Genomic DNA, 18,531 nt, shown 5'->3' with positions numbered 1-18,531 from the left:
CCGGCGTTTCTCGGATGTGTGGCCGTGATTTCACTTTCCGCCTGCCGCAAGCCGCCGGCGGAGGTCACGGTGACCGAAACCCGCGCTGAAACATCGCTCGATGCCAAGCCGAAGATCTTCGCCACCAGCGATGAGCGCTTCCGCAACCAGCGCCCGAGCCCGGTCAAGGGAGCGACGCCGCAAAGCTGGCTCCAGCTTCCGTCCACCGAGTTCCGCCTCCTGAACTACCGCTTCGGTGAAAGCGGGCTGGGCGAGGTGGCCGTTGGTATTTCCACCGGTTCGGTGCTGGACAATGCGAACCGGTGGCTCGGTCAGTTCAATGCGCCAAAGCTGACTTCCGAGACTCTCGACGAGCGCCGCCGCGTGAACATCGTCGGCACCGCTGGCGTGTGGGTGGAGGCGGAAGGCACCTATTCCGGCGGCATGGCTGGTGCCGAGGCCCGTCCGGGCTACGCGCTGGCCGGGGTGATTGCGGACGTGAACGGCCGCATCATCACCGTCAAGATGACCGGCCAGAAGGATGAGGTGGACGCGGAAAAGGCCACTTTGGAGGCCTTCTGCAAGTCGCTGGTCCTGACCGGTGAATGATCCGCCCTCCGCGAACCGTAGGCTCGACCGCTGATTTTCCCATGGAAGCCGCTTCCACCACCCCAAAACGCCGCGAATCCCTGCCAGTGCGGATTTTCAACATCCTGTCCGGATTCGGGCTGGCGACCATCCTGCTGTTGCTGCTCGGGCTGCTGACCTGGCTGGCCACGCTGGAACAGGTGGAGCGGGGGCTGCTTCCCACGCTGAAGAAATATTTCGACTCGTCCTCCTTCTTCTTCACGCCGGAATTGAAGATCATGAACGTCAATGGCGTTCAGTTGAAGTTCCCGCTACCCGGCGGCTACTGGATCTGCCTGCTGCTGTTCGTGAACTTGTTTCTCGGCGGGGTGATCCGTGCCCGCAAGGGTTGGCGCCACTGGGGCAATCTCATTTCCCATTCCGGCATCCTGCTCCTGATCGTGGCCGGTGGTGTGGCCCAATGGAAGGAGGTGCGCGGCAACATGGTGCTCCAGCAAGGACAGACCAGCAACGTGGCGCAGGACTACACCGAATTCGTGGTGGAAGTGTCCGAGATCAAGGACGGCAAGCCGACCAACATCCACGTGATCCGCGGACAATACCTCGATGACCTCCAGCCGCAAACGATCGGCTCATGGAAATGGTTCGTCCGCAAGTCCAACGGCATGGACACCACCGGGTCAACGCCGCGTGACTTCAAGCTGCCGGATTTCCCCTTCGACCTTCAGATCAACGGCTGGCTCTCCAATTGCCAGCCGGTGGCTGCGGTCGAGCGCGCTCCCGAGCATCAGGAACTGATCACCGATGGATACTATCTTGTCCGCAAGGAGGACGAGAAGCAGGCCGAGGCGAATACCGCCGGTTGCTATGCCCGCGTGATGAATCGTGATGGCACTGCAGGCGAGCCCTTCATTCTCGCCGCCGCCAGTTTCCACGGCCATACCGTGAAGTCCGGCGACCGCGTCTTCCTCATCGACATCCACAAGCGCTACTGGCCGATGCCGTATCAGGTGCGCTTGAACAAGTTCACCGCCACCTTCGCGCCGAACACGATGAAGCCGGAGAGCTTCGTCAGCGAGGTGACCCGCATCGATGATGGCCATGAAGTGAACGCCACCATCCAGATGAACGAGCCGATGCGCAACAAGGGGCTCACGCTCTATCAGGCCAGCTACGGGCCGCAGGGTGAACAAAATCCGGCGAAGATGTATTCCGTCCTGGAAGTGGTGCAGAATCCCTCCGACCAGTGGCCGAAGATCAGCATCGCCATCGTGACCATCGGCCTTGCCGTCCAGTTCCTCCTGAAACTGTTCGTTTTCATCCACGCCAGCATCAAAAAGGCATGAATCCTCCTCCCGCCAATCGCAACGTGGTCGTCCGCTGGGTGGCCCTCGGATTCCTGCTCGCGGGTGCCTTGCTCTTCAGCAGCATCTATCTCTACGACAAGAGCCAGCAGCCGAAGCCACGCCACATCGAGGCCTACACACCTTGGTCCGAGGACACGCTGAAGATCGCAGAATCCATCCCGGTGCAGGACGGTGGCCGTATCAAGCCTCTCTCCACCTACGCCGGTTTCGCGCTCTATCAGATCCATGGCGATCGCTCGATGAAGATCGACGTGCCGGATACCAGCCCGAACGCGAAGGCGGACAAGGATGGCAAAGCACCGCACAAGGTAATCACGCTGAAACCCACCGCATGGCTTCTGGATTGCCTTTTCCGTCCCGAGATCGCCGTGGACCTGCCGATGTTCCGCATCGACAACTCGGCGGTGGTGAAAGCCCTGGGGCTCGAAACCGGTGCGAAGCGCGACCGCTACAGCTTCCGCGATCTCCAGGCGGGCCGCGCCAAACTGGATGAACTGGCGAAGACCTACGAAGTGATCGAGGCTCCCAAGCGTGAACCCGAACAGCAGCAGACCATCGATCTCGCGACCAACGTCAAGAAGCTGGAAGGTCTGCTGAGCTACTTCGCCTTCACCCGCGGAGTCCAGATGGACAATCCGAACGGCCCCAAGGCTGCGGCGATGAGCGTGGTGATGGCGGCCGCTCCCGCGGTTCGGCAGGCACTCAACGATGCCCAGGCCCAGCACAAGGAAATCCCGGAGCATGTGAAGGCCCTGCTCGAGCAGGTCATCGACATGGCCAACTACTCGAAGAACACCTTGCTGCTTTTCCCGCCGGATAAAGCCGATGACCGTGAATGGACCGGTGTGGGCAATGAAATCATGACGGTGATGACCCAGCAGTCCGCCGATCCGAAACGGGCCATTGATCGGGTGCAGAAGCTGGAGAACATCGCCGTCTCAGCAAGGGCAGGGGACGCGGAATTCCGCGACCATCTCGCCAAGTTCCGCGATCTCACCGCAGGGCTGGCCAAAGCCCGTGGTGAATACCGGGCGATCGCTTTGGAGGCGTCCTACTACCGCGCCGATTGGTTCCTCTATGCGATGGTGTATTTCCTGCTCGGCACGCTGCTGGCCTTCGGCATGTGGGCGGCTGGATGGAATGTCACCGGCCGGATCTTCGCATGGGCCACCGGGATCGTAACCGCCACTGGCGCGGTCTATTGTGTCATCGCCATCACCCAGCGCTGCATCATCATGGAGCGCCCGCCGATCGGAAATCTTTACGACACCACCATCTGCATCGCCGCCGCCATCGTGATCCTCTCCTTGCTGGTGGAGCTGCTCACGCGCAAACGTTTCGCGCTCGGTCTGGCTCCGGTGATCGGCACCGCGCTGATCGTCCTCTCCCGCCTCTATGAAGTGGGGGATGCGAAGGACCACATGGACCCGCTGGTGGCCGTGCTGCGCTCGAACTACTGGCTCACGATCCACGTGATCACCATTACCATGGGTTACTGCGCCGGCCTGCTGACAGCACTTCTCTCCCACATCTACGTCTTCATGCGCGGCACGGGTCTCGACTACGGGGATCGCACGCTTCGCCGCACCTTGACCCGCGCCGCCTACGGTTGCGTTTGCTTCACGCTGTTCCTGTCGCTGGTCGGCACCGTGCTCGGAGGCGTGTGGGCGAATGACTCATGGGGCCGTTTCTGGGGCTGGGACCCGAAGGAAAACGGCGCGCTGCTGATCGTGCTGTGGAATCTCGCCATCCTCCATGCCCGCCTCGGCGGCTATCTCAAGGAATGGGCCTTCCATCTCGCCTGCATGTTCGGTTCCTGCGTCGTGATGTTCTCCTGGTGGCACGTGAATTTCTTCAATACCGGCCTCCATAGCTACGGCTTCACTTCAGGCCGTGGACTGATCTGGCTGTGGTATGGCGTGGAGGGTCTGCTGATCCTGCTGGGTGCCATTGGTTGGGCGATCCAGAACACCTTGGAACACGACCGCCGGAACGGCATGGGCAAACAACAGCCCACCCCTGCCGGCACCCTCGTCACCGAGTAAACAGGGAGAAGGGATATTCCTGTCCCTTCCAGCGATGGCTCCGATGAATAACCCGACCGCAGCCTCCATCCCATGGATCTTTGCAAATCGCACTTGTTAGGGCGAAGGATGCATTTTGCGTCGGCTTCATGCCACGGCTGATGGAACTTGCCCGTCGACACCGGAACCAACTGAATACAAATCAACAGCGATGCTTTCTCACGTGATTCCATCTCTTTGAGAAAGACGCTGGAACACCCCGTGCGAGGGAGAAGGTGAATCCTTCAACCCCCTTGCACGCATGAAAACCACCTCCATCGCTCTCGCCATCCTTCCGCTTCTGACTGCGAATGTGATGGCTCGCCCATTCGATAGCATCCAGCCGACGCGAAGTGGCGGTCTTTCGTCCACGTCACGCATCACGACCACCGATCGTTTGATGAAAATGGATGATCGTGTGGTGATCGTCCGTCAGGGACGTGCGATCCCGATGACAGCGGAAACCACGCTTACCAACGGCAGCCGTGTCAGTCTTGATGGCACCCTGATTTCGCAATCCGGTTCGCGTCAGAAACTCCCGGACTGTACGGTGCTTGGTCCGGATGGTGGCCGCGTGCCCGATCACGCATCCCGCGTGGTGATGATCGATGGCCAGATGATGGTGATGCGGGACGGTGCGACCCGTCGTATGGAAATGTCCACTTCGCTCGGCAGCGGCCGGACCGTCACCCAGGATGGCTATCTGATCGAAGGCAGCAGGAAACGGGAGATCCCGGAAGGGGCCATCTTCACGATCGGCTCGTCTGCCCGCTGAGTGCTTTGCACTTTCCCGATGGTGATCCTGCGTCATGTTCGGACATGACCCAGGGCCAGTTTCCGGAAGAGAATGGTGAGGACGGAGAATTCGAGCGCCAGGAGGACTCCTTCCGCGAGATCATTCAGGACAGAGCGGAGTCCGGCCGCTACCATCTCTACGTCTCGCTTGCCTGCCCATGGGCGCACCGGACGTTGATCACCCGAAAGTGGCTGGGCTTGGAGGATAGCGTCAGCGTTGGGATTGTCGATCCCGTACGCGATGAGCGCGGCTGGGCCTTTCGCCCGGGAAATGGCCATGGCCCTGATGAGCTGAACGGCTTTCAGTTTCTCAGCGAGGCCTATCGGGCCAGCAACCCCGCGTTTCACGGTCGCGTGACCGTGCCGGTCCTATGGGACAAACAGGAACGGCGGATCGTCAACAACTCGGAGGACGACATCTGCCTGATGTTCCAGAAAGCCTTCGCCGCCTCCGATGCTCCGGACCTCTTCCCGGGCGACGTTGAGGAGGACCAGGCGGAGTTGAGCAAGTTCCTCTACGACCATGTGAACAACGGCGTCTATCGCGCGGGCTTCGCCACCCGCCAGCCTGCCTACGAACGCGCGGTGAAGAAGCTGTTCGCCGCACTCGACACACTCGATGATCGCCTCACATCACGCCGCTACCTCTTCGGTGATCGTATCACGGAGAGCGACTGGCGGTTGTTCTGCACTCTCATCCGCTTCGATGCGGTCTATCACGGCCACTTCAAGTGCAACCTCCGCCGCATCATCGACTACCCGAACCTCGATGGCTACCTGCGCGATCTCTACCAGCAGCCCGGAATCGCGGACACGGTGAACCTCGATCACATCAAGCGGCATTACTACATCACCCACGACGACATCAATCCCACCGGCATCGTGCCGCTGGGACCGATCCTCGATTTCAACGCGCCGCACGGACGGGAGAGCAGGTAGTAGCACAAACATTCTTGCTTGTGCGTGGGGAGGAATCGCCGCGGAAGATGCGTCCAGGCATCCCTTGCCGCCATGCCCGGATGCTGCCGGAACCGGGTTTGAAATCGCTCAGGCATTCCCCACCAGCGATCTCCTCCCATTCGCAAGTTGGAAACTCGCGCTACTTCACATCACCCGGTTCCACAGCACCTTCAGGTACCGCGATTCCGGATAATTCGAAAGCTCCGGATGATCCGGTCCGGCACCCGTGCGACCGATGATCTGGAGACGCTTGCTCTGGCGGTGTGAGACACCGATGACGATCTTCTCGAATGCATCCGCATGGAGCTGGCCCGAACACGAACAGGTCACGAAGATGCCCCCGGGCTTCACCAGTTGCACGGCGAGCTTGTTGAGATCATTGTATTTGCCGAAGCCCGTTTCGTCCTCGGGACCGAAGATGAACTTCGGAGGATCCGCGATGACAAGGTCCCACTGGCGGCCGTTCTCGATCATGGTGCGGATCCAGGTGAAGGCATCGGCATGGGTGAACTTCACGCGCGCGCCATTGAGGTTGGCGTTGCGCTTGGCCATGGCGATCGCGGTTTCGTCCAGATCCACCGCGGTGACTTCCTTCGCGCCGGCGAGCGCGGCATTCACGGAGAAACCGCCGGTGTAGCAGCAGAGATCGAGCACATCGCGGCCTTTCGCCAGTTCGCCGAAGCGCTTGCGATTGTCGCGCTGGTCACAGAAGAAGCCGGTCTTGTGGCCTTCCTGGAAATCCACTTCGAAGGTGACGCCGTGTTCCTTGATCTTCACCGTGCGGATGTTTTCCGAGGCCGGGTGGGTGAGGGAAGGGATACCTTCCACCTGTGCGAGCTGCGCGTCCACGCGGATCACGGTGCGCTTCGTGCCGAAGCTCTCATGGATCACCGGCAGCCATTCATCGAGGCGCTGCCAGGCGGCCAGCGTGGTGACCTCGAGCGACATCACATCGGCGAACTTGTCCGCGACCAAACCCGGAAGGAAATCCGCATCCGCATGAATGCAGCGGTAGGAGTCCGTCTCATCATCAAGGTGGAAGATCTCCTTCCGCAGCGCGGCGGCATTCCGGATGGCATCGAGGAAGAACGATTCATCGATCGGTTCCGGGCGGTGGCTGACCATCCGCAGCGGCATGCGCGCCTTGGGATTCCACAGGCCCCAGCCGAAGGTGGTGCCCTGCGTGCCGAAGACCTCCACCAGCGAGCCGGGCATCGCATCGCGCGAAACCTCCCCGATCATGCGGGGCCAGATGGACGGGTGGAAGGAGAGGTATTTGAGAGTGACGGTCGGCACGCCGCGAGGATGGGTGGAAACTTCTTCATTGAATAGTCAAGAGTGGAAAGGGGAGGCTGCGCACGTGAAGTTGCACCGGGTATTGGCGGAAGGATGCGTGGCGGTGCTGGAGTCCGTGCTGGAGCAGGGACAGGTGCTCGACCGGGTGCTGGAGACCGTTTTTCACGCAAATCCGCGCTGGGGAAAACGCGACCGCTCCTTCGTGGCGGAGACCGTGTTCGAGGCCACCCGCTGGAAGCGCGCGCTCGAGTTCGTGGCGGATGGCAGCGGTCTCCCCGCTCTATGTGCGGTGCAGTGGCGGCGCATGGGATTCGAACTGCCCGGGTGGTGGGCATGGCGCGGCGCGACTGTCACGGAGATGAGCCAGCGTGAACTGGAACTCCACACCCAGCCACGGGCGATCCGGGAATCGGTGCCGGAGTGGCTCGATGAACTCGGCTCCGCTGAACTGGGTCCGCGCTGGGATGCCGAACTGGCCGCACTCAACCAACGTGCGCCGATCGTGCTGCGCGTGAACACCTTGCTCAACAGCCGCGACGAGGCCGCCAAATGGCTGGCTGGGGAGGGGATTGAGTCCCAGCCTCTGCCGGACATCTCCACCGCCCTTCAGATCACCCGCGGGCGGATCGGCAAGCCCTTGCTGTCCACCGGCCGCATCGAAATCCAGGATTCCGGATCGCAACGCATCACTCCCGTGCTCGATCTCGAACCCGGCATGCGCGTGATCGACGCCTGTGCCGGTGCCGGCGGTAAAACTCTCCACGCCGCCGCCTTGATGGAGAACCGTGGGGAAGTCATCGCTTTGGATGTGAACGGGAGGAAGCTCCAGGAGCTCTCCCGCCGCGCCGGGCGCGCTGGCGTTTCGATCGTCCGCACCCAGGTATGGGAACCGGAAACGCTCCGCGATTTGAGCGGCTGGGCGGATCGGGTGCTGATCGATGCGCCTTGCTCGGGCCTGGGCACCCTGCGCCGCCAGCCGGACCTGAAGTGGCGTCTCACCGCGCCTTCCTTGGAGAAAACCCGCCGACTCCAGCGCAGGCTGCTCGATCACTATCCGGAAATGCTCCGCCTGGGGGGGCGTTTCGTCTATGCGACCTGTTCCATTCTACCTTCCGAGAACGAGGGCCAGATCGCCCTCCTGCGGGAGCGCGACCCGCGCTGGCAGGTGGAGGAATCCCTCACCGTATCCCCATCGGAAGATGGCTCGGATGGCTTGTTTGCCAGCCGGTTGTCATCCAAGAAATGACAAGGATGGGTGCATATCGCCACTCTCGCGGCTCATTTTGCACCCCTTCATCAGAACCACTCCGAGAATAAGAAGGAACCTCTCGCAAAATAAACCACGCAAGCAACAAGACCTAGAATCAGCAGTCCTATCAGCACGGCCAAGAACCTCTTGAAACTCACAACCCCAAATGTAAAGAGAGTCGGAAGGGTGGCGAGCGGAAAATTATAACACTGGTCTGCAACAACTTGCGACCATTTCAGGAGTTGCTGCGACCATTCGGAGGCGGACCCGATCTGGAAGGCCCCCACAGCAGGATGACCATCAACACGATACTGATCAGGCCGACACCGTGCCCGACACTGTAACCGATCCCCGTGTTAAAGTCCTGTAGCAGCAGGGACCGGCCGAGCCCCCACAGGAAAAAAGCCGCCGCGCTGAGAAAAACCACCACGGTCAGGAATCGCAGACTCTTCCGCACAATTCATTCTTAGCCAAAGCCGGGCCAATTTCAAAGAAACCCGCCGACGGGAGCCTTCGTATTCACGTAGGTTGACAGAATATCAGGCTGAATGAAAAACCCCGCCGGGGTTCCCGGCAGGGTCGTTCACTTGGAAATATGGATTCGGGAATCAGTCCTTCAGAGGCTTCTTGAAATCCCGCAGCGAGGCCTTGGTGTCCTTGGCGTAGGTTTCGTAGTTGATGGAGGAAAGGACCGTTTTGCCATCAGCGGAGGTCACCACCATGATCGGGATGATCTTGGACTTGGCGATGGTGTCACGCACCGGAGCCGGCAGTTTGCCCCAGTACGTGCTGGCGGCTTTCGAATCCAGATACACGAACACCGACTTGCTTCGTACGCTCTTGATGAACTCGTTGGAGGCACCTTCACAGAGGGGGCAGGTGGTGGCCTTGTCGGTGTAGATGTAGGCGATGTTCTTCTTCTCCGTGGTAGCGAGTTCCTGCGCCTTCGCGAAGTCAGCACCTTCGATAGTGCCGCGCGGCAGATCAACCACGGCTCCGGCAGCAAACACACCGGAGGTCAGGACGAGTTGGAAAAGGAGGGAGAGTTTGGTTTTCATCAGCAGGAGGGGACGGGGGTTGGAAAAGGCACAAGTCGCCAAATGCAGCGAAGAGCGTGATTTTTGTCATCCAGGCTCTCAAGAAAGAAAAACCCTGCGATTGCGTCAGGGCTCCGGCATGTAGAGGAACCCATCGCCCATGCGGTAGAAGAAGCGGTTGTCATCACCGATGCGATAGTTGATTCCGCCACCGCCCTCCTTGTCCACGTGGATGATGCGCGGATTGTCCGCGCGAAAGCTCCACTTCCCGTGTTGATCTGAGTGGTTTGACCAATGCTCGATCCAGGTTCCGTCCGCGTGCAGCTCGATAATGGAAGTGCCCTGGGTGCGGTTCGCGAATTTCTTTCCCGCCAGCGGCGACAACGAGAGGTCAGGGGAAGAAGATCCGCGGGATGTATCGGTGCCCGCGGCATTGATCTCCTTGCGGGTCGCAAGCACTTCCAGAGTCTTGCTTTGGCGGACCTGTGATTTCTCCAGCTCGGCCAAGGCGGCACGATACTTGTCCATGATCGCCTTCGACTGCGCTTCATAGACACTGCGCAGATCGGTCAAAGCCTTCGGTTCACCGGGCTGTTGGGCCATGGCGACACCGACAATCATCGGGAGCGCCGCCAGCCATACGGGAAGGAAGGATTTCATTTGGTGGCGCCGAAAGGATTGAAATCATCGCCGCCCGATTTACCCCCGGAGGGAGCTGGGACCGGACCGGAGGGAGGAGTAGTGGCAACCGTATCGCTCTGACGCTTGAAGCGGCCACCAGCCGGACCGAACACCGCGCTGCCGTCTTCACCCATCCGGTAGATGAAGGTCTTGCTGCCATCGTTGGCGCGGATGCGGATCAATTCCGAATCCGGCTCACGGGTCCAGCGACCCTCGGTCACCTTGCCTTTGAAAGTCTCGATCCAGACGCCATCGGGCCTGAACTCAACCAAGGCATCTCCGTTGAGCCAACGGGTGGGGGACTCCAGCAGTCTCTTCGCCAGCGCGGCCGTCGGCCCGATCGGTCCCGTGGAGGAGGCAGATACGCTGGGATCGAATTTGGCGAGTTCCGAGCGGACCGCCGCCGCTCCAACCAGATCGCCCTTGTCGGTTTCCGCCTTGAGCAAGGCCGCCAGCTTGGTGCGATAGAGCTCGCGCAGCGCCTTGATGTCTTTCTGATTGCCAGCCTTCAGGGCCGCCAGTTCCTGCGAAGCCACCTGACCGGGAGACCGGTCGGCGGAGGCCAGCACCAACGCCATCACGAAAAGAGGGATCGTGCGCATCGTTTTCTTTTGAGGTGGTCGCAGGATAGATCAATCCGCCGATCCCGCGAGTTTGAAAATGGCATGGGTTTGGAATTGGCAGCCTCAAACACAGCCGACACTTCAATCCGCATTACATACATTGTAACAAGTTTTATTTCATCCCGGAAATCCGGGCTGGAGTGGTCCGGTTGTGCTGGGATACGACTGGGAAAGGCTTGGGTTGGACGCGCCACGTTCTCATGGACTCGGCTACGGTGCGGGTCAGCCTTTGAGCAGGTCGGTGAGTTCCTTGTCACTCCAGCCAGTGGCTTCGCCGAGGCCGGATTCATCGAAGGCGGCTTGGGCCAGCTCGCGTTTGGTGTCTTGGAGGCGGACGACCTTTTCCTCCACGGTTCCACGCGTGAGCAGCCGGTAAACGGTCACCGGGCGCGTTTGGCCGATGCGGTGGGCGCGGTCGGTGGCCTGGGCCTCGGCAGCGGGATTCCACCAAGGATCGAAGTGAATCACGGTATCGGCTGCGGTCAGGTTGAGGCCGTATCCGCCCGCCTTCAGACTGATCAGGAAGACCGGCGGTCCGTCCGGCTTCTGAAAGCGATCCACCAGCTCCTGACGGTTCCGAGTCTGGCCATCGAGCAATAGAGCATCAATTTGGCGCGCTTGAAGCTGCTCCCGGATTTTCTGTAATTGTGTTTGGAATTGGCTGAATACCAGAATTCTGTGATTTCCGGAGGTGGCTTCTTCTACGCGCTCCAGCAGGCGCTCCAGCTTCGCGGACCGCCGCTCGATCGGCAGCTTGTCCAGACGCTCGTTTTTGAGCAGCCCGAGGTCGCAACAGGTTTGGCGGAGGCGCAGCAAGGCGGTGAGCATCTGGAGGCGGGCCGCGCCAGTCCCGGCTTTTTCGCGGTTCTCGTCCACCCGCTTGCCGCCCTCGCCGATGAGGTCGCGATAAATCTGGCGCTGGTCGGCGGAGAGCTCGCAGTAGTCGTCGATAATCAGCTTGGACGGCAGATCGGACGCCACTTGCTCTTTGGTCCGGCGCAGGATGAACGGCGTGGTTTTCAAGCGCAGGCGCTCCATGGGAGCTTTCGGCACCGGCGCGGCCTGCAGCGGCAGCTCGTAGTGCTCCTTGAATTGCTCGCGGCTGCCCAGCCAGCCGGGCTGGATGAAGCGAAAGATCGACCACAGGTCGCGAACACCGTTTTCGACCGGGGTGCCGGATAGTGCGATCCGATGACGACCGCGAAGCTTGGCGATGGCTTTGGCGTGATCGGTATCCGGGTTCCGCATCAGGCTGGCTTCGTCCACCGCGATCCCCTTGTATTCCCTCTGGAGGTGCCAAGCCAGATCGCGGGCCAATGTTCCATAACTTGTGACAACCACATCCTGTGGTGTGACCTTCCCACGCTCGGTGTCCCGGTTGCTACCGTGCAGGATGCGGATGGTCCGGTCCGGCGCAAAGCGCTGGAATTCGGCACGCCAGTTCCCGAGCAGCGAGGTTGGGGCGATTACCAGTGCCGGACCTTCCACTTGATTAGGCTCCGCAAACAGTTGTTCGAAAACGACGATCGTCTGGAGAGTTTTACCGAGGCCCATGTCGTCCGCGAGAAGAGCTCCACCGAAGCGTTGGAGTCGGTCCGCCAGCCAAGCGATACCCTTCCGTTGGTAAGGCCGGAGCATGCCAGGAACCGAGGGATCCAAAGTGGCGGGAAGAGGACTTTCTAAAATATCAATATCACTTGATATTTTTGAATTACTCCTATTTTTACGAAATTCCGATACAAGCTCCGCAATGACCTTGGGGCCGACGAAATGGCCGTGTTCCTGCCGGACATCAAGCTCTGAAAGCAGCGGCTCCAGCATCAAGATGGATTCTTCATCCAACACTTGTTTGCGACCATTCGCTTGGCGGGTGCCGCGGCCGGATCTCAACCATTGGAGCACCTCGGCGCGGGAGATGAGCTGGCCGGAAGAGGTCTCGAAACCGTAGTCGAAAGCCAGCCAGTCCTCACCGGAACCGAGCACCTCGAAGCGCGGCCGCACCACCTCGACGGTGGTCGAAGCCGACTGGAGGCGCGGCGTTTGCTCGACTGTCCAATCGGCAGGCAGTCCGGGGAGGCCATGGGCGAAGAAGCGAAGGATGGAGGGTTCGCCCGTGAGTGAGAAACGTCCCGGTTCGTCTCCGGCGAACCCGAGGCTGGTGAGAGTCGCGATGGCCTCGGCCTCCGCCTGCAGGTGCCGAACCTCCCACTGCCCCCCTTCCCCGGCGCGCGGGAAATATGGATCATCAGCCACACCCGGGACGAATGGCTGGGTGCCAGGATAGCGAATGCCGAGGCGAGCTTCCAGCCGGGTGAGCGAGCCTTCCAACGTGAGATGAAAAGCGGGAGTGGCAGGAACCATCCGCAGGTCGCCGAGCCAGGAATCCTCCGGGAGCGCCAGCCAGTCCTCCCAGATCGGAGCGCGGCGCAGGAGTTGCTTCAGCGGGATGCGGGCGGGCTTGCCAGCGGTCCAGGTGGTGAAGGCTAGAAGCAGGTCGTCCGGGATCGCACGGGGGCCGATCCGGGAAATGGACTCAGAGGTGGCCAACCAGGCGTGAGGGCCAAGGATGGAGGGTGCGGTAGAGGCGCAAAGAGTGACGAGGTCCCCTTCCCTGACCGGCAGGCCGAGAGGCAACGTGGCGTCGCTGGTGATGGCGAGCGGTTCCTTGCCCGCGAAGATGCGCGGGTGATCGAAAGCGGCTTCCAGAAATCCGGCGAGGCGATCGCCATCCAAGGACAGAGGCAGCGGGCCTTTGATCGCAGGAATGCCTTGGCGGGTGACCCAGGCGGTCAGGAAGGCATCGACGGGATCGGCGGCGGCGGCCGGATCGGGTGCCAGCGTGACGGTGAGTCTGCCGCGGGTGAAAGTTTCCGACCAGTTGGGAGCCAGACGGACGATAAGCGGAACGAGCGGGCCGGACTTGGGAGCCGGAGAGAAGGATGCTGGTTTGGTGGTGGGTGCTGGTGAGGCAGCACCGAGCAAGGCTAGTCCGGTGGCGACGGCGTGAGCGCAGACGGCTCCGGACGCTTGGTTCTCCGGGCATGAGCACTTGACCTGGAAGTCACCCGGCTTTGGGACCTTCACGCCGAGGCGGATGAGCTTCGAACCTTGGCGCACGCTGCCCGTCCAACCGTCCGGGGTGGATTTCGATTGGGCAACCATGCCGGCATCGAGGAGGGATTTGCCTTCCTTGAAGGCTTTCCAGCTCGCAGCGGATTTCAGGGCTTGTTCAGACCAATCAGGCATGTGGGAGCGGCGCAGTGTTGGCGGAAAGATCGAGTGAGGAAAGGACGGAGGCGCCGAAGTGAAACATCACTCCAACCATCCTTCTCCAACTTATTCCAATCTGGGTAATCAGCGTAATTTGTGGTTCCTTTCCGAAAGACTGGAATAGCCGCCCCCTTTGCTCCGGCTCTTTCGTGTTGGGTAAGGATGACCACAGATTACACAGATTACGCTGATTGAAGAGAAGAGGTAAGAGTGGTCCTTTCCATTGAATGAAAAAGCCCGGGCCGTGGACGGACCGGGCTTTTGGTGGAAGAGGCTTGGCGCTTGGTTCGGACCGCGCCGCCACGATCACATCTCCAGCAGGAGACGGGTCGGGGTTTCGAGGCATTCCTTGATGCGGATCAGGAAGGTCACGGCTTCCTTGCCATCGACGAGGCGGTGGTCGTAGCTCATGGCGAGATACATCATCGGGCGGATGACGACCTGGCCATTCACGGCGACGGGGCGCTGCTGGATGGTGTGCATGCCGAGGATGCCGCTCTGCGGCGGGTTGAGGATCGGCGTGGAGAGCAGCGAACCGTAGGTGCCGCCGTTCGAGATGGTGAACACACCGCCCTGGAGATCCTCGATGGCGATCTTCCCTTCCTTGCCCTTCTTGGCGTAGTCGAGGATGTCCTGCTCGATCTCGGCGAAGCTCTTCTTGTCGGCATCGCGGATGACCGGGACGATGAGGCCCTTTTCGGTGCCGATGGCGACGCCGATGTCGTAGAAGTGGTTCTCGATGATGTCGGTGCCTTCGATGCGGCCGTTGATCTGCGGCACATCCTTGAGCGCCTGGGTGACGGCCTTGATGAAGAAGGACATGAAGCCGAGCTTCACACCGTGCTTCTTCATGAAGTCATCCTGCACCTGCTTGCGGAGGTCCATGATGGCGCTCATATCCACCTCGTTGAAGGTGGTGAGGATGGCAGCGGTCTGCTGGGCATTGACGAGGTGCGTCGCGATCTTGCGGCGCAGCATGCTCATCTTCCTGCGGGTGGTGCGGCCGTCTTCGGAAGCGGTCGGCGCGGGGGCCTTTTCGACCGGGGTGCTGACGACGGAAAGATCCGGCTTGAGACGCGGAGCGGTGACACCGGTGGAGGCACCTGGAGCCGGGGCCGGAGCTGCCACGGAAGAGAGCGCAGGAGCTGGGGTCGAAACCGGTGCAGGTGCGGGAGTCGCGGCGGCAGGAGCCGGAGCGGCACCTACCTCGATGGTGGCGATGACGGCACCGATGGCGACTTCCTCGCCTTCCGGCACCAGGATCTTCAGCTTGCCGGAAGCCTCCGCTTCCAGTTCGTTGGAAACCTTGTCGGTCTCAAGCGTGACGAGCACTTCACCCTTGGTGACCTGATCGCCGTCCTTCTTGCGCCAAGCGGCGACATTGGCGGAGGTGATGGATTCACCGGCGGCGGGAACCTTGATTTCGACCGTGCCACCGGAAGCTGGTGCCGCGGCAGCGGCGGGAGCCGGAGTGTTGGCAGGAGCAGCCGGAGCAGACACCGGCGCGGCAGCGGAGGCAGGAGCAGCGGCACCTTCCTCGATGCGCCCGATCACGGTGCCGATGGATACTTCCTCGCCTTCACCGATGAGGATTTGAAGGGTGCCGTCGCCGTCGGCTTCGAGTTCATTGGAAACCTTGTCGGTCTCAAGTGTGACGAGGACTTCGCCCTTGTGGACGGTCTCGCCGTTTTTCTTGTGCCAGCGCGCGACGTTGGCGGAAGTGATGGATTCGCCGGCGGCGGGAACTTTGATGTCGAGGGACATGGTTGCGGGAAAAGTCGGAAGCCTTGGAGGTCTGGGAATTTGTTAGAGAGTGAAGGCCTCTTCGAGAAGCGCCTTTTGCTCGCGGTAGTGCATCGCCTTCGAACCGGCGGCCGGGCTGGAAGCACGGTCGCGACCGGCATAAATAGGCTTCTTGCCGAGAACGTCTTCCAACAGTGGTGCGATGTAGGTGTAGGCACCCATGTTCTGTGGCTCCTCCTGGCACCACACGAAGGAGGTGGCATTCGGATACTGGCTGAGCAGGGCCACCACCATGTCCTGGTGGAATGGATAGAGCTGCTCGACGCGGAGGATGGCGGCATTGTCGATGCCCTTCTCTTCGCGCCACGCGGCGAGATCGTAGTAAACCTTGCCGGAGCAGAAGACCACGCGGGTGACCGACTGCGGATCGGCGAATTCCTTCGGATCGGGCAGGATTTCCTGGAAGCAGGAACCCTCAAGGAAGTCCGCTTCGTTGGAAACGGCTTCGGCGCGGGTGAGCAGGCTCTTCGGCGTCATCAGGATCAGCGGCTTGCGGAACTCGCGGCGCTTCTGGCGGCGCAGCGCGTGGAAGTACTGGGCCGGCGTGGTGAAGTTGCCGACGATCAGGTTGTCTTCCGCGCACAGTTGCAGGAAGCGTTCCAAGCGGGCGCTGGAATGCTCCGGTCCTTGGCCTTCGTAAGCGTGCGGCAGCAGCATCACAAGGTCGCTCGGCGTCTGCCACTTCGACTCGGCGGAGGAGATGAACTGGTCGATGATGACCTGCGCGCCGTTCGAGAAGTCACCGAACTGGGCTTCCCAAAGCGTCAACATCTGCGGGTAGCTGAGCGAGTAGCCGTAATCGAAACCGAGCACGGCGAACTCGGACAGGAACGAGTTGTAAACGCAGAACTTCGATTGATCCGCCGAGAGGTGCTCAAGGGCGATGTGACGCTCGCGGGTCTCGTAATCGTAGAACACCGCGTGGCGCTGCGAGAAGGTGCCACGGCGGCAGTCCTGACCGGAGAGACGCACGGGAGTCTGCTCCATGAGCAGCGAGCCGAAGGCCAGCGACTCGGCGAAGGCCCAGTCGATCGGACCGCCGTTGTGCATGGCCTCGATGCGGCGCGGGATGAAGCGCTTGGCCAGCGTCGGGTTGAGATGGAAACCATCCGGGATAGTGGTGAGCACCTTGCCGATGTGCTGCAAGCGGTCCTTTGCGATGCCCGTGGCAACCGGGGCGTGCGTATATGGCGGCTGCTCGACGGCGGTGGATCCACCGAACACGGTGCGGTCACCGGCTTCGGTGGCCTTCACCATCTTCTGGTAGCTCTCCTCGAACTTATCCCAGATGGCCTGCTCAAGCGCATCGGCTTCCGGCTGGGTGAGGACGCCGGTTTCGACGAGCTGCGCCTTGTAGATCTGGCCGAAGGTCTTGCGGGCTTCGATCTTCTTCGCAATATGCGGCTGGGTGAAGGCGGCCTGGTCGTTCTCGTTGTGGCCCTGGCGGCGGTAGCAGTACATGTCGATCACGATGTCGCGACCGAACTTCTGGCGGAACTCAAGGGCGAACTGGGCGGCCCAATAGAGCTCCATCGGCTCTTCGCCGTTCACGTGGAGAATCGGAGCCTCGATCATCTTCGCCACATCCGTCGCGTAGGCGGAGGAACGGGCATCGGCCGGCAGCGTGGTGAAGCCGACCTGGTTGTTGATGATGAGGTGGATGGTGCCACCGGTACGGTAGCCCGGGAGCTGGGAGAGGTTCAGCACTTCCGCGACGGAGCCCTGACCGGCGAAGGCGGCATCACCGTGCAAGAGCACCGGCAGGACTCGCTTGCGATCGGTGGCCACGCCATCATCGCCGAGCACGCGCTGGCGGGCGCGGGCTTTGCCCTCGACCACCGGGTTGACGGCTTCGAGGTGGGATGGGTTGGCGGCGAGATTCACGCGCACCTTGCCATCGGCCAGTTCGCGGATGCTCTCGTAGCCGAGGTGGTACTTCACGTCGCCATCACCGGCCACGAGGTCCGGGATGTAGTTCGGCGTGAACTCATAGAGGATCGTGGTGAGCGACTTGCGGACGAAGTTCGCCAGCACGTTGAGGCGACCGCGGTGGGCCATGCCCATCTCGATCTCCTGCACACCTGCGGACGGGCACTTCTCCAGGATGGCATTGAGCAACACCATCGCGCCTTCGCCACCTTCGAGCGAGAAACGCTTCTCACCGAGGAACTTCTTGCCGAGGAAATTTTCGAACGACTCAGCCTCGAGCAGCCAGCGCAGCGAGTTGATCTTGCGCTCCGCCGGATCCGATTCGCGGCGGGCGTGTTGTTCGATCTTCTCACGCACCCAATGACGGATGGTCGTGTTGTTGATGTGCATGAACTCGAAGCCGATAAAGCCCGAATAGATGTTCTCCAGAGCGGCGACCATGTCGCGCAGCTTCATCTTCTCGCCATGGAGGAGGAATTGCGTGGAGGCCTCGCGGTCGAGATCGGCTTCGGTGAAGCCGAACTGGTCGAGACGCAGGCGTGGGTTGCGCTCCTGGGTGTCTTCCAGCGGGTTGATGCGGGCCTGGGTGTGACCAAGCGTGCGGTAGTTATAAACGAGGCTTACCACCTTGCCATAGAACGCGAGATCGGCACCCGGCTCGGCCACCGTGGCGGTGCCTGCGGTTCCGGCGACTTCGGCCTTCCGCGATTGGGCGGTGCCGAGTTCAAATCCTTCGAAGAATGCGGACCAGGTCGGCTCAACCGAGCGCGGGTCTTCGATCCACTGGGCGTATTTTTCCTCGAGCAAATCCGCGTTGAGGCGGGCCGAAACCGATGAGTTCATGGGCTGTATTGGGAATGCCGGAAGGAAAGCGTGATTTTCTCGCTTGGC

At 61.1% G+C, this 18,531-nt stretch carries 13 protein-coding genes; 6 read left to right on the top strand and 7 right to left on the bottom strand.

Annotated elements, in window-relative coordinates:
- Positions 1-24 precede the first annotated feature (24 nt).
- The 5 genes from KBB96_RS06110 (at position 25) to KBB96_RS06090 (ending at position 5,731) form a co-directional block, all read left to right on the top strand.
- Positions 25-588, top strand: a complete 564-nt coding sequence (locus KBB96_RS06110; protein ID WP_211633527.1) for a hypothetical protein — start codon at positions 25-27, stop codon at positions 586-588.
- Positions 589-629: 41 nt separating this feature from the next.
- Positions 630-1,913 (top strand): cytochrome c biogenesis ResB family protein, encoded by a 1,284-nt coding sequence (locus KBB96_RS06105; protein WP_211633525.1) that lies wholly within the window; start codon positions 630-632, stop codon positions 1,911-1,913.
- The gene (locus tag KBB96_RS06100; protein WP_211633522.1) at positions 1,910-3,979 is read left to right on the top strand and encodes a cytochrome c biogenesis protein; all 2,070 of its coding nucleotides are present in this window, start codon (positions 1,910-1,912) and stop codon (positions 3,977-3,979) included. The genes KBB96_RS06105 and KBB96_RS06100 overlap by 4 nt, the downstream gene beginning before the upstream one ends.
- A gap of 280 nt (positions 3,980-4,259) precedes the next feature.
- Complete coding sequence (locus KBB96_RS06095; protein ID WP_211633519.1) at positions 4,260-4,772, top strand: DUF6799 domain-containing protein; 513 nt, start codon at positions 4,260-4,262, stop codon at positions 4,770-4,772.
- Between the two features lie 44 nt (positions 4,773-4,816).
- Positions 4,817-5,731, top strand: a complete 915-nt coding sequence (locus KBB96_RS06090; RefSeq protein ID WP_211633516.1) for a glutathione S-transferase family protein — start codon at positions 4,817-4,819, stop codon at positions 5,729-5,731.
- 165 nt (positions 5,732-5,896) lie between these two features.
- Here KBB96_RS06090 and KBB96_RS06085 read toward each other — a convergent pair whose 3' ends face one another.
- On the bottom strand, positions 5,897-7,048 hold the full coding sequence (locus tag KBB96_RS06085) for a class I SAM-dependent rRNA methyltransferase (protein ID WP_211633513.1): 1,152 nt from the start codon (positions 7,046-7,048) through the stop codon (positions 5,897-5,899).
- Between the two features lie 64 nt (positions 7,049-7,112).
- On the opposite strand from KBB96_RS06085, the gene KBB96_RS06080 reads away from it, so the two are divergent.
- Entirely contained in the window at positions 7,113-8,294 is a 1,182-nt protein-coding gene (locus KBB96_RS06080; protein WP_211633509.1) for an RsmB/NOP family class I SAM-dependent RNA methyltransferase, read from the top strand.
- Positions 8,295-8,905: 611 nt separating this feature from the next.
- Here KBB96_RS06080 and KBB96_RS06075 read toward each other — a convergent pair.
- From KBB96_RS06075 to KBB96_RS06050, 6 genes are all read right to left on the bottom strand, one after another.
- Positions 8,906-9,355, bottom strand: a complete 450-nt coding sequence (locus KBB96_RS06075) for a hypothetical protein (RefSeq protein WP_211633507.1) — start codon at positions 9,353-9,355, stop codon at positions 8,906-8,908.
- Between the two features lie 105 nt (positions 9,356-9,460).
- Positions 9,461-9,994, bottom strand: coding sequence for a hypothetical protein (locus KBB96_RS06070; protein ID WP_211633505.1), 534 nt, complete (start codon positions 9,992-9,994; stop codon positions 9,461-9,463).
- A complete protein-coding gene (locus tag KBB96_RS06065) occupies positions 9,991-10,617 on the bottom strand; it encodes a hypothetical protein (protein WP_211633503.1) in 627 nt (208 codons plus the stop codon). The genes KBB96_RS06070 and KBB96_RS06065 overlap by 4 nt, the downstream gene beginning before the upstream one ends.
- Before the next feature lie 243 nt (positions 10,618-10,860).
- On the bottom strand, positions 10,861-13,884 hold the full coding sequence (locus tag KBB96_RS06060; protein ID WP_211633501.1) for an SNF2-related protein: 3,024 nt from the start codon (positions 13,882-13,884) through the stop codon (positions 10,861-10,863).
- 330 nt (positions 13,885-14,214) lie between these two features.
- Positions 14,215-15,672, bottom strand: a complete 1,458-nt coding sequence (gene sucB / locus KBB96_RS06055) for a dihydrolipoyllysine-residue succinyltransferase (protein WP_211633499.1) — start codon at positions 15,670-15,672, stop codon at positions 14,215-14,217.
- 42 nt (positions 15,673-15,714) lie between these two features.
- Positions 15,715-18,483: a 2-oxoglutarate dehydrogenase E1 component gene (locus tag KBB96_RS06050; RefSeq protein WP_211633497.1), complete on the bottom strand. Its 2,769-nt coding sequence runs from the start codon at positions 18,481-18,483 to the stop codon at positions 15,715-15,717.
- Positions 18,484-18,531 lie beyond the last annotated feature (48 nt).

This window comes from Luteolibacter ambystomatis, from assembly GCF_018137965.1.
GTDB lineage: Bacteria > Verrucomicrobiota > Verrucomicrobiia > Verrucomicrobiales > Akkermansiaceae > Luteolibacter > Luteolibacter ambystomatis.
This window is presented reverse-complemented; position numbering and strand designations above follow the sequence as displayed.

Bases quoted from the DNA above. Each gene is read 5' to 3' on its own strand.
- KBB96_RS06095 (WP_211633519.1), top strand. From the start codon at position 4,260: ATGAAAACCACCTCCATCGCTCTCGCCATCCTTCCGCTTCTGACTGCG.
- KBB96_RS06060 (WP_211633501.1), bottom strand. From the start codon at position 13,884: ATGCCTGATTGGTCTGAACAAGCCCTGAAATCCGCTGCGAGCTGGAAA.
- KBB96_RS06100 (WP_211633522.1), top strand. From the start codon at position 1,910: ATGAATCCTCCTCCCGCCAATCGCAACGTGGTCGTCCGCTGGGTGGCC.
- KBB96_RS06075 (WP_211633507.1), bottom strand. From the start codon at position 9,355: ATGAAAACCAAACTCTCCCTCCTTTTCCAACTCGTCCTGACCTCCGGT.
- KBB96_RS06070 (WP_211633505.1), bottom strand. From the start codon at position 9,994: ATGAAATCCTTCCTTCCCGTATGGCTGGCGGCGCTCCCGATGATTGTC.
- sucB (WP_211633499.1), bottom strand. From the start codon at position 15,672: ATGTCCCTCGACATCAAAGTTCCCGCCGCCGGCGAATCCATCACTTCC.
- KBB96_RS06105 (WP_211633525.1), top strand. From the start codon at position 630: ATGGAAGCCGCTTCCACCACCCCAAAACGCCGCGAATCCCTGCCAGTG.
- KBB96_RS06050 (WP_211633497.1), bottom strand. From the start codon at position 18,483: ATGAACTCATCGGTTTCGGCCCGCCTCAACGCGGATTTGCTCGAGGAA.
- KBB96_RS06090 (WP_211633516.1), top strand. From the start codon at position 4,817: ATGACCCAGGGCCAGTTTCCGGAAGAGAATGGTGAGGACGGAGAATTC.
- KBB96_RS06065 (WP_211633503.1), bottom strand. From the start codon at position 10,617: ATGCGCACGATCCCTCTTTTCGTGATGGCGTTGGTGCTGGCCTCCGCC.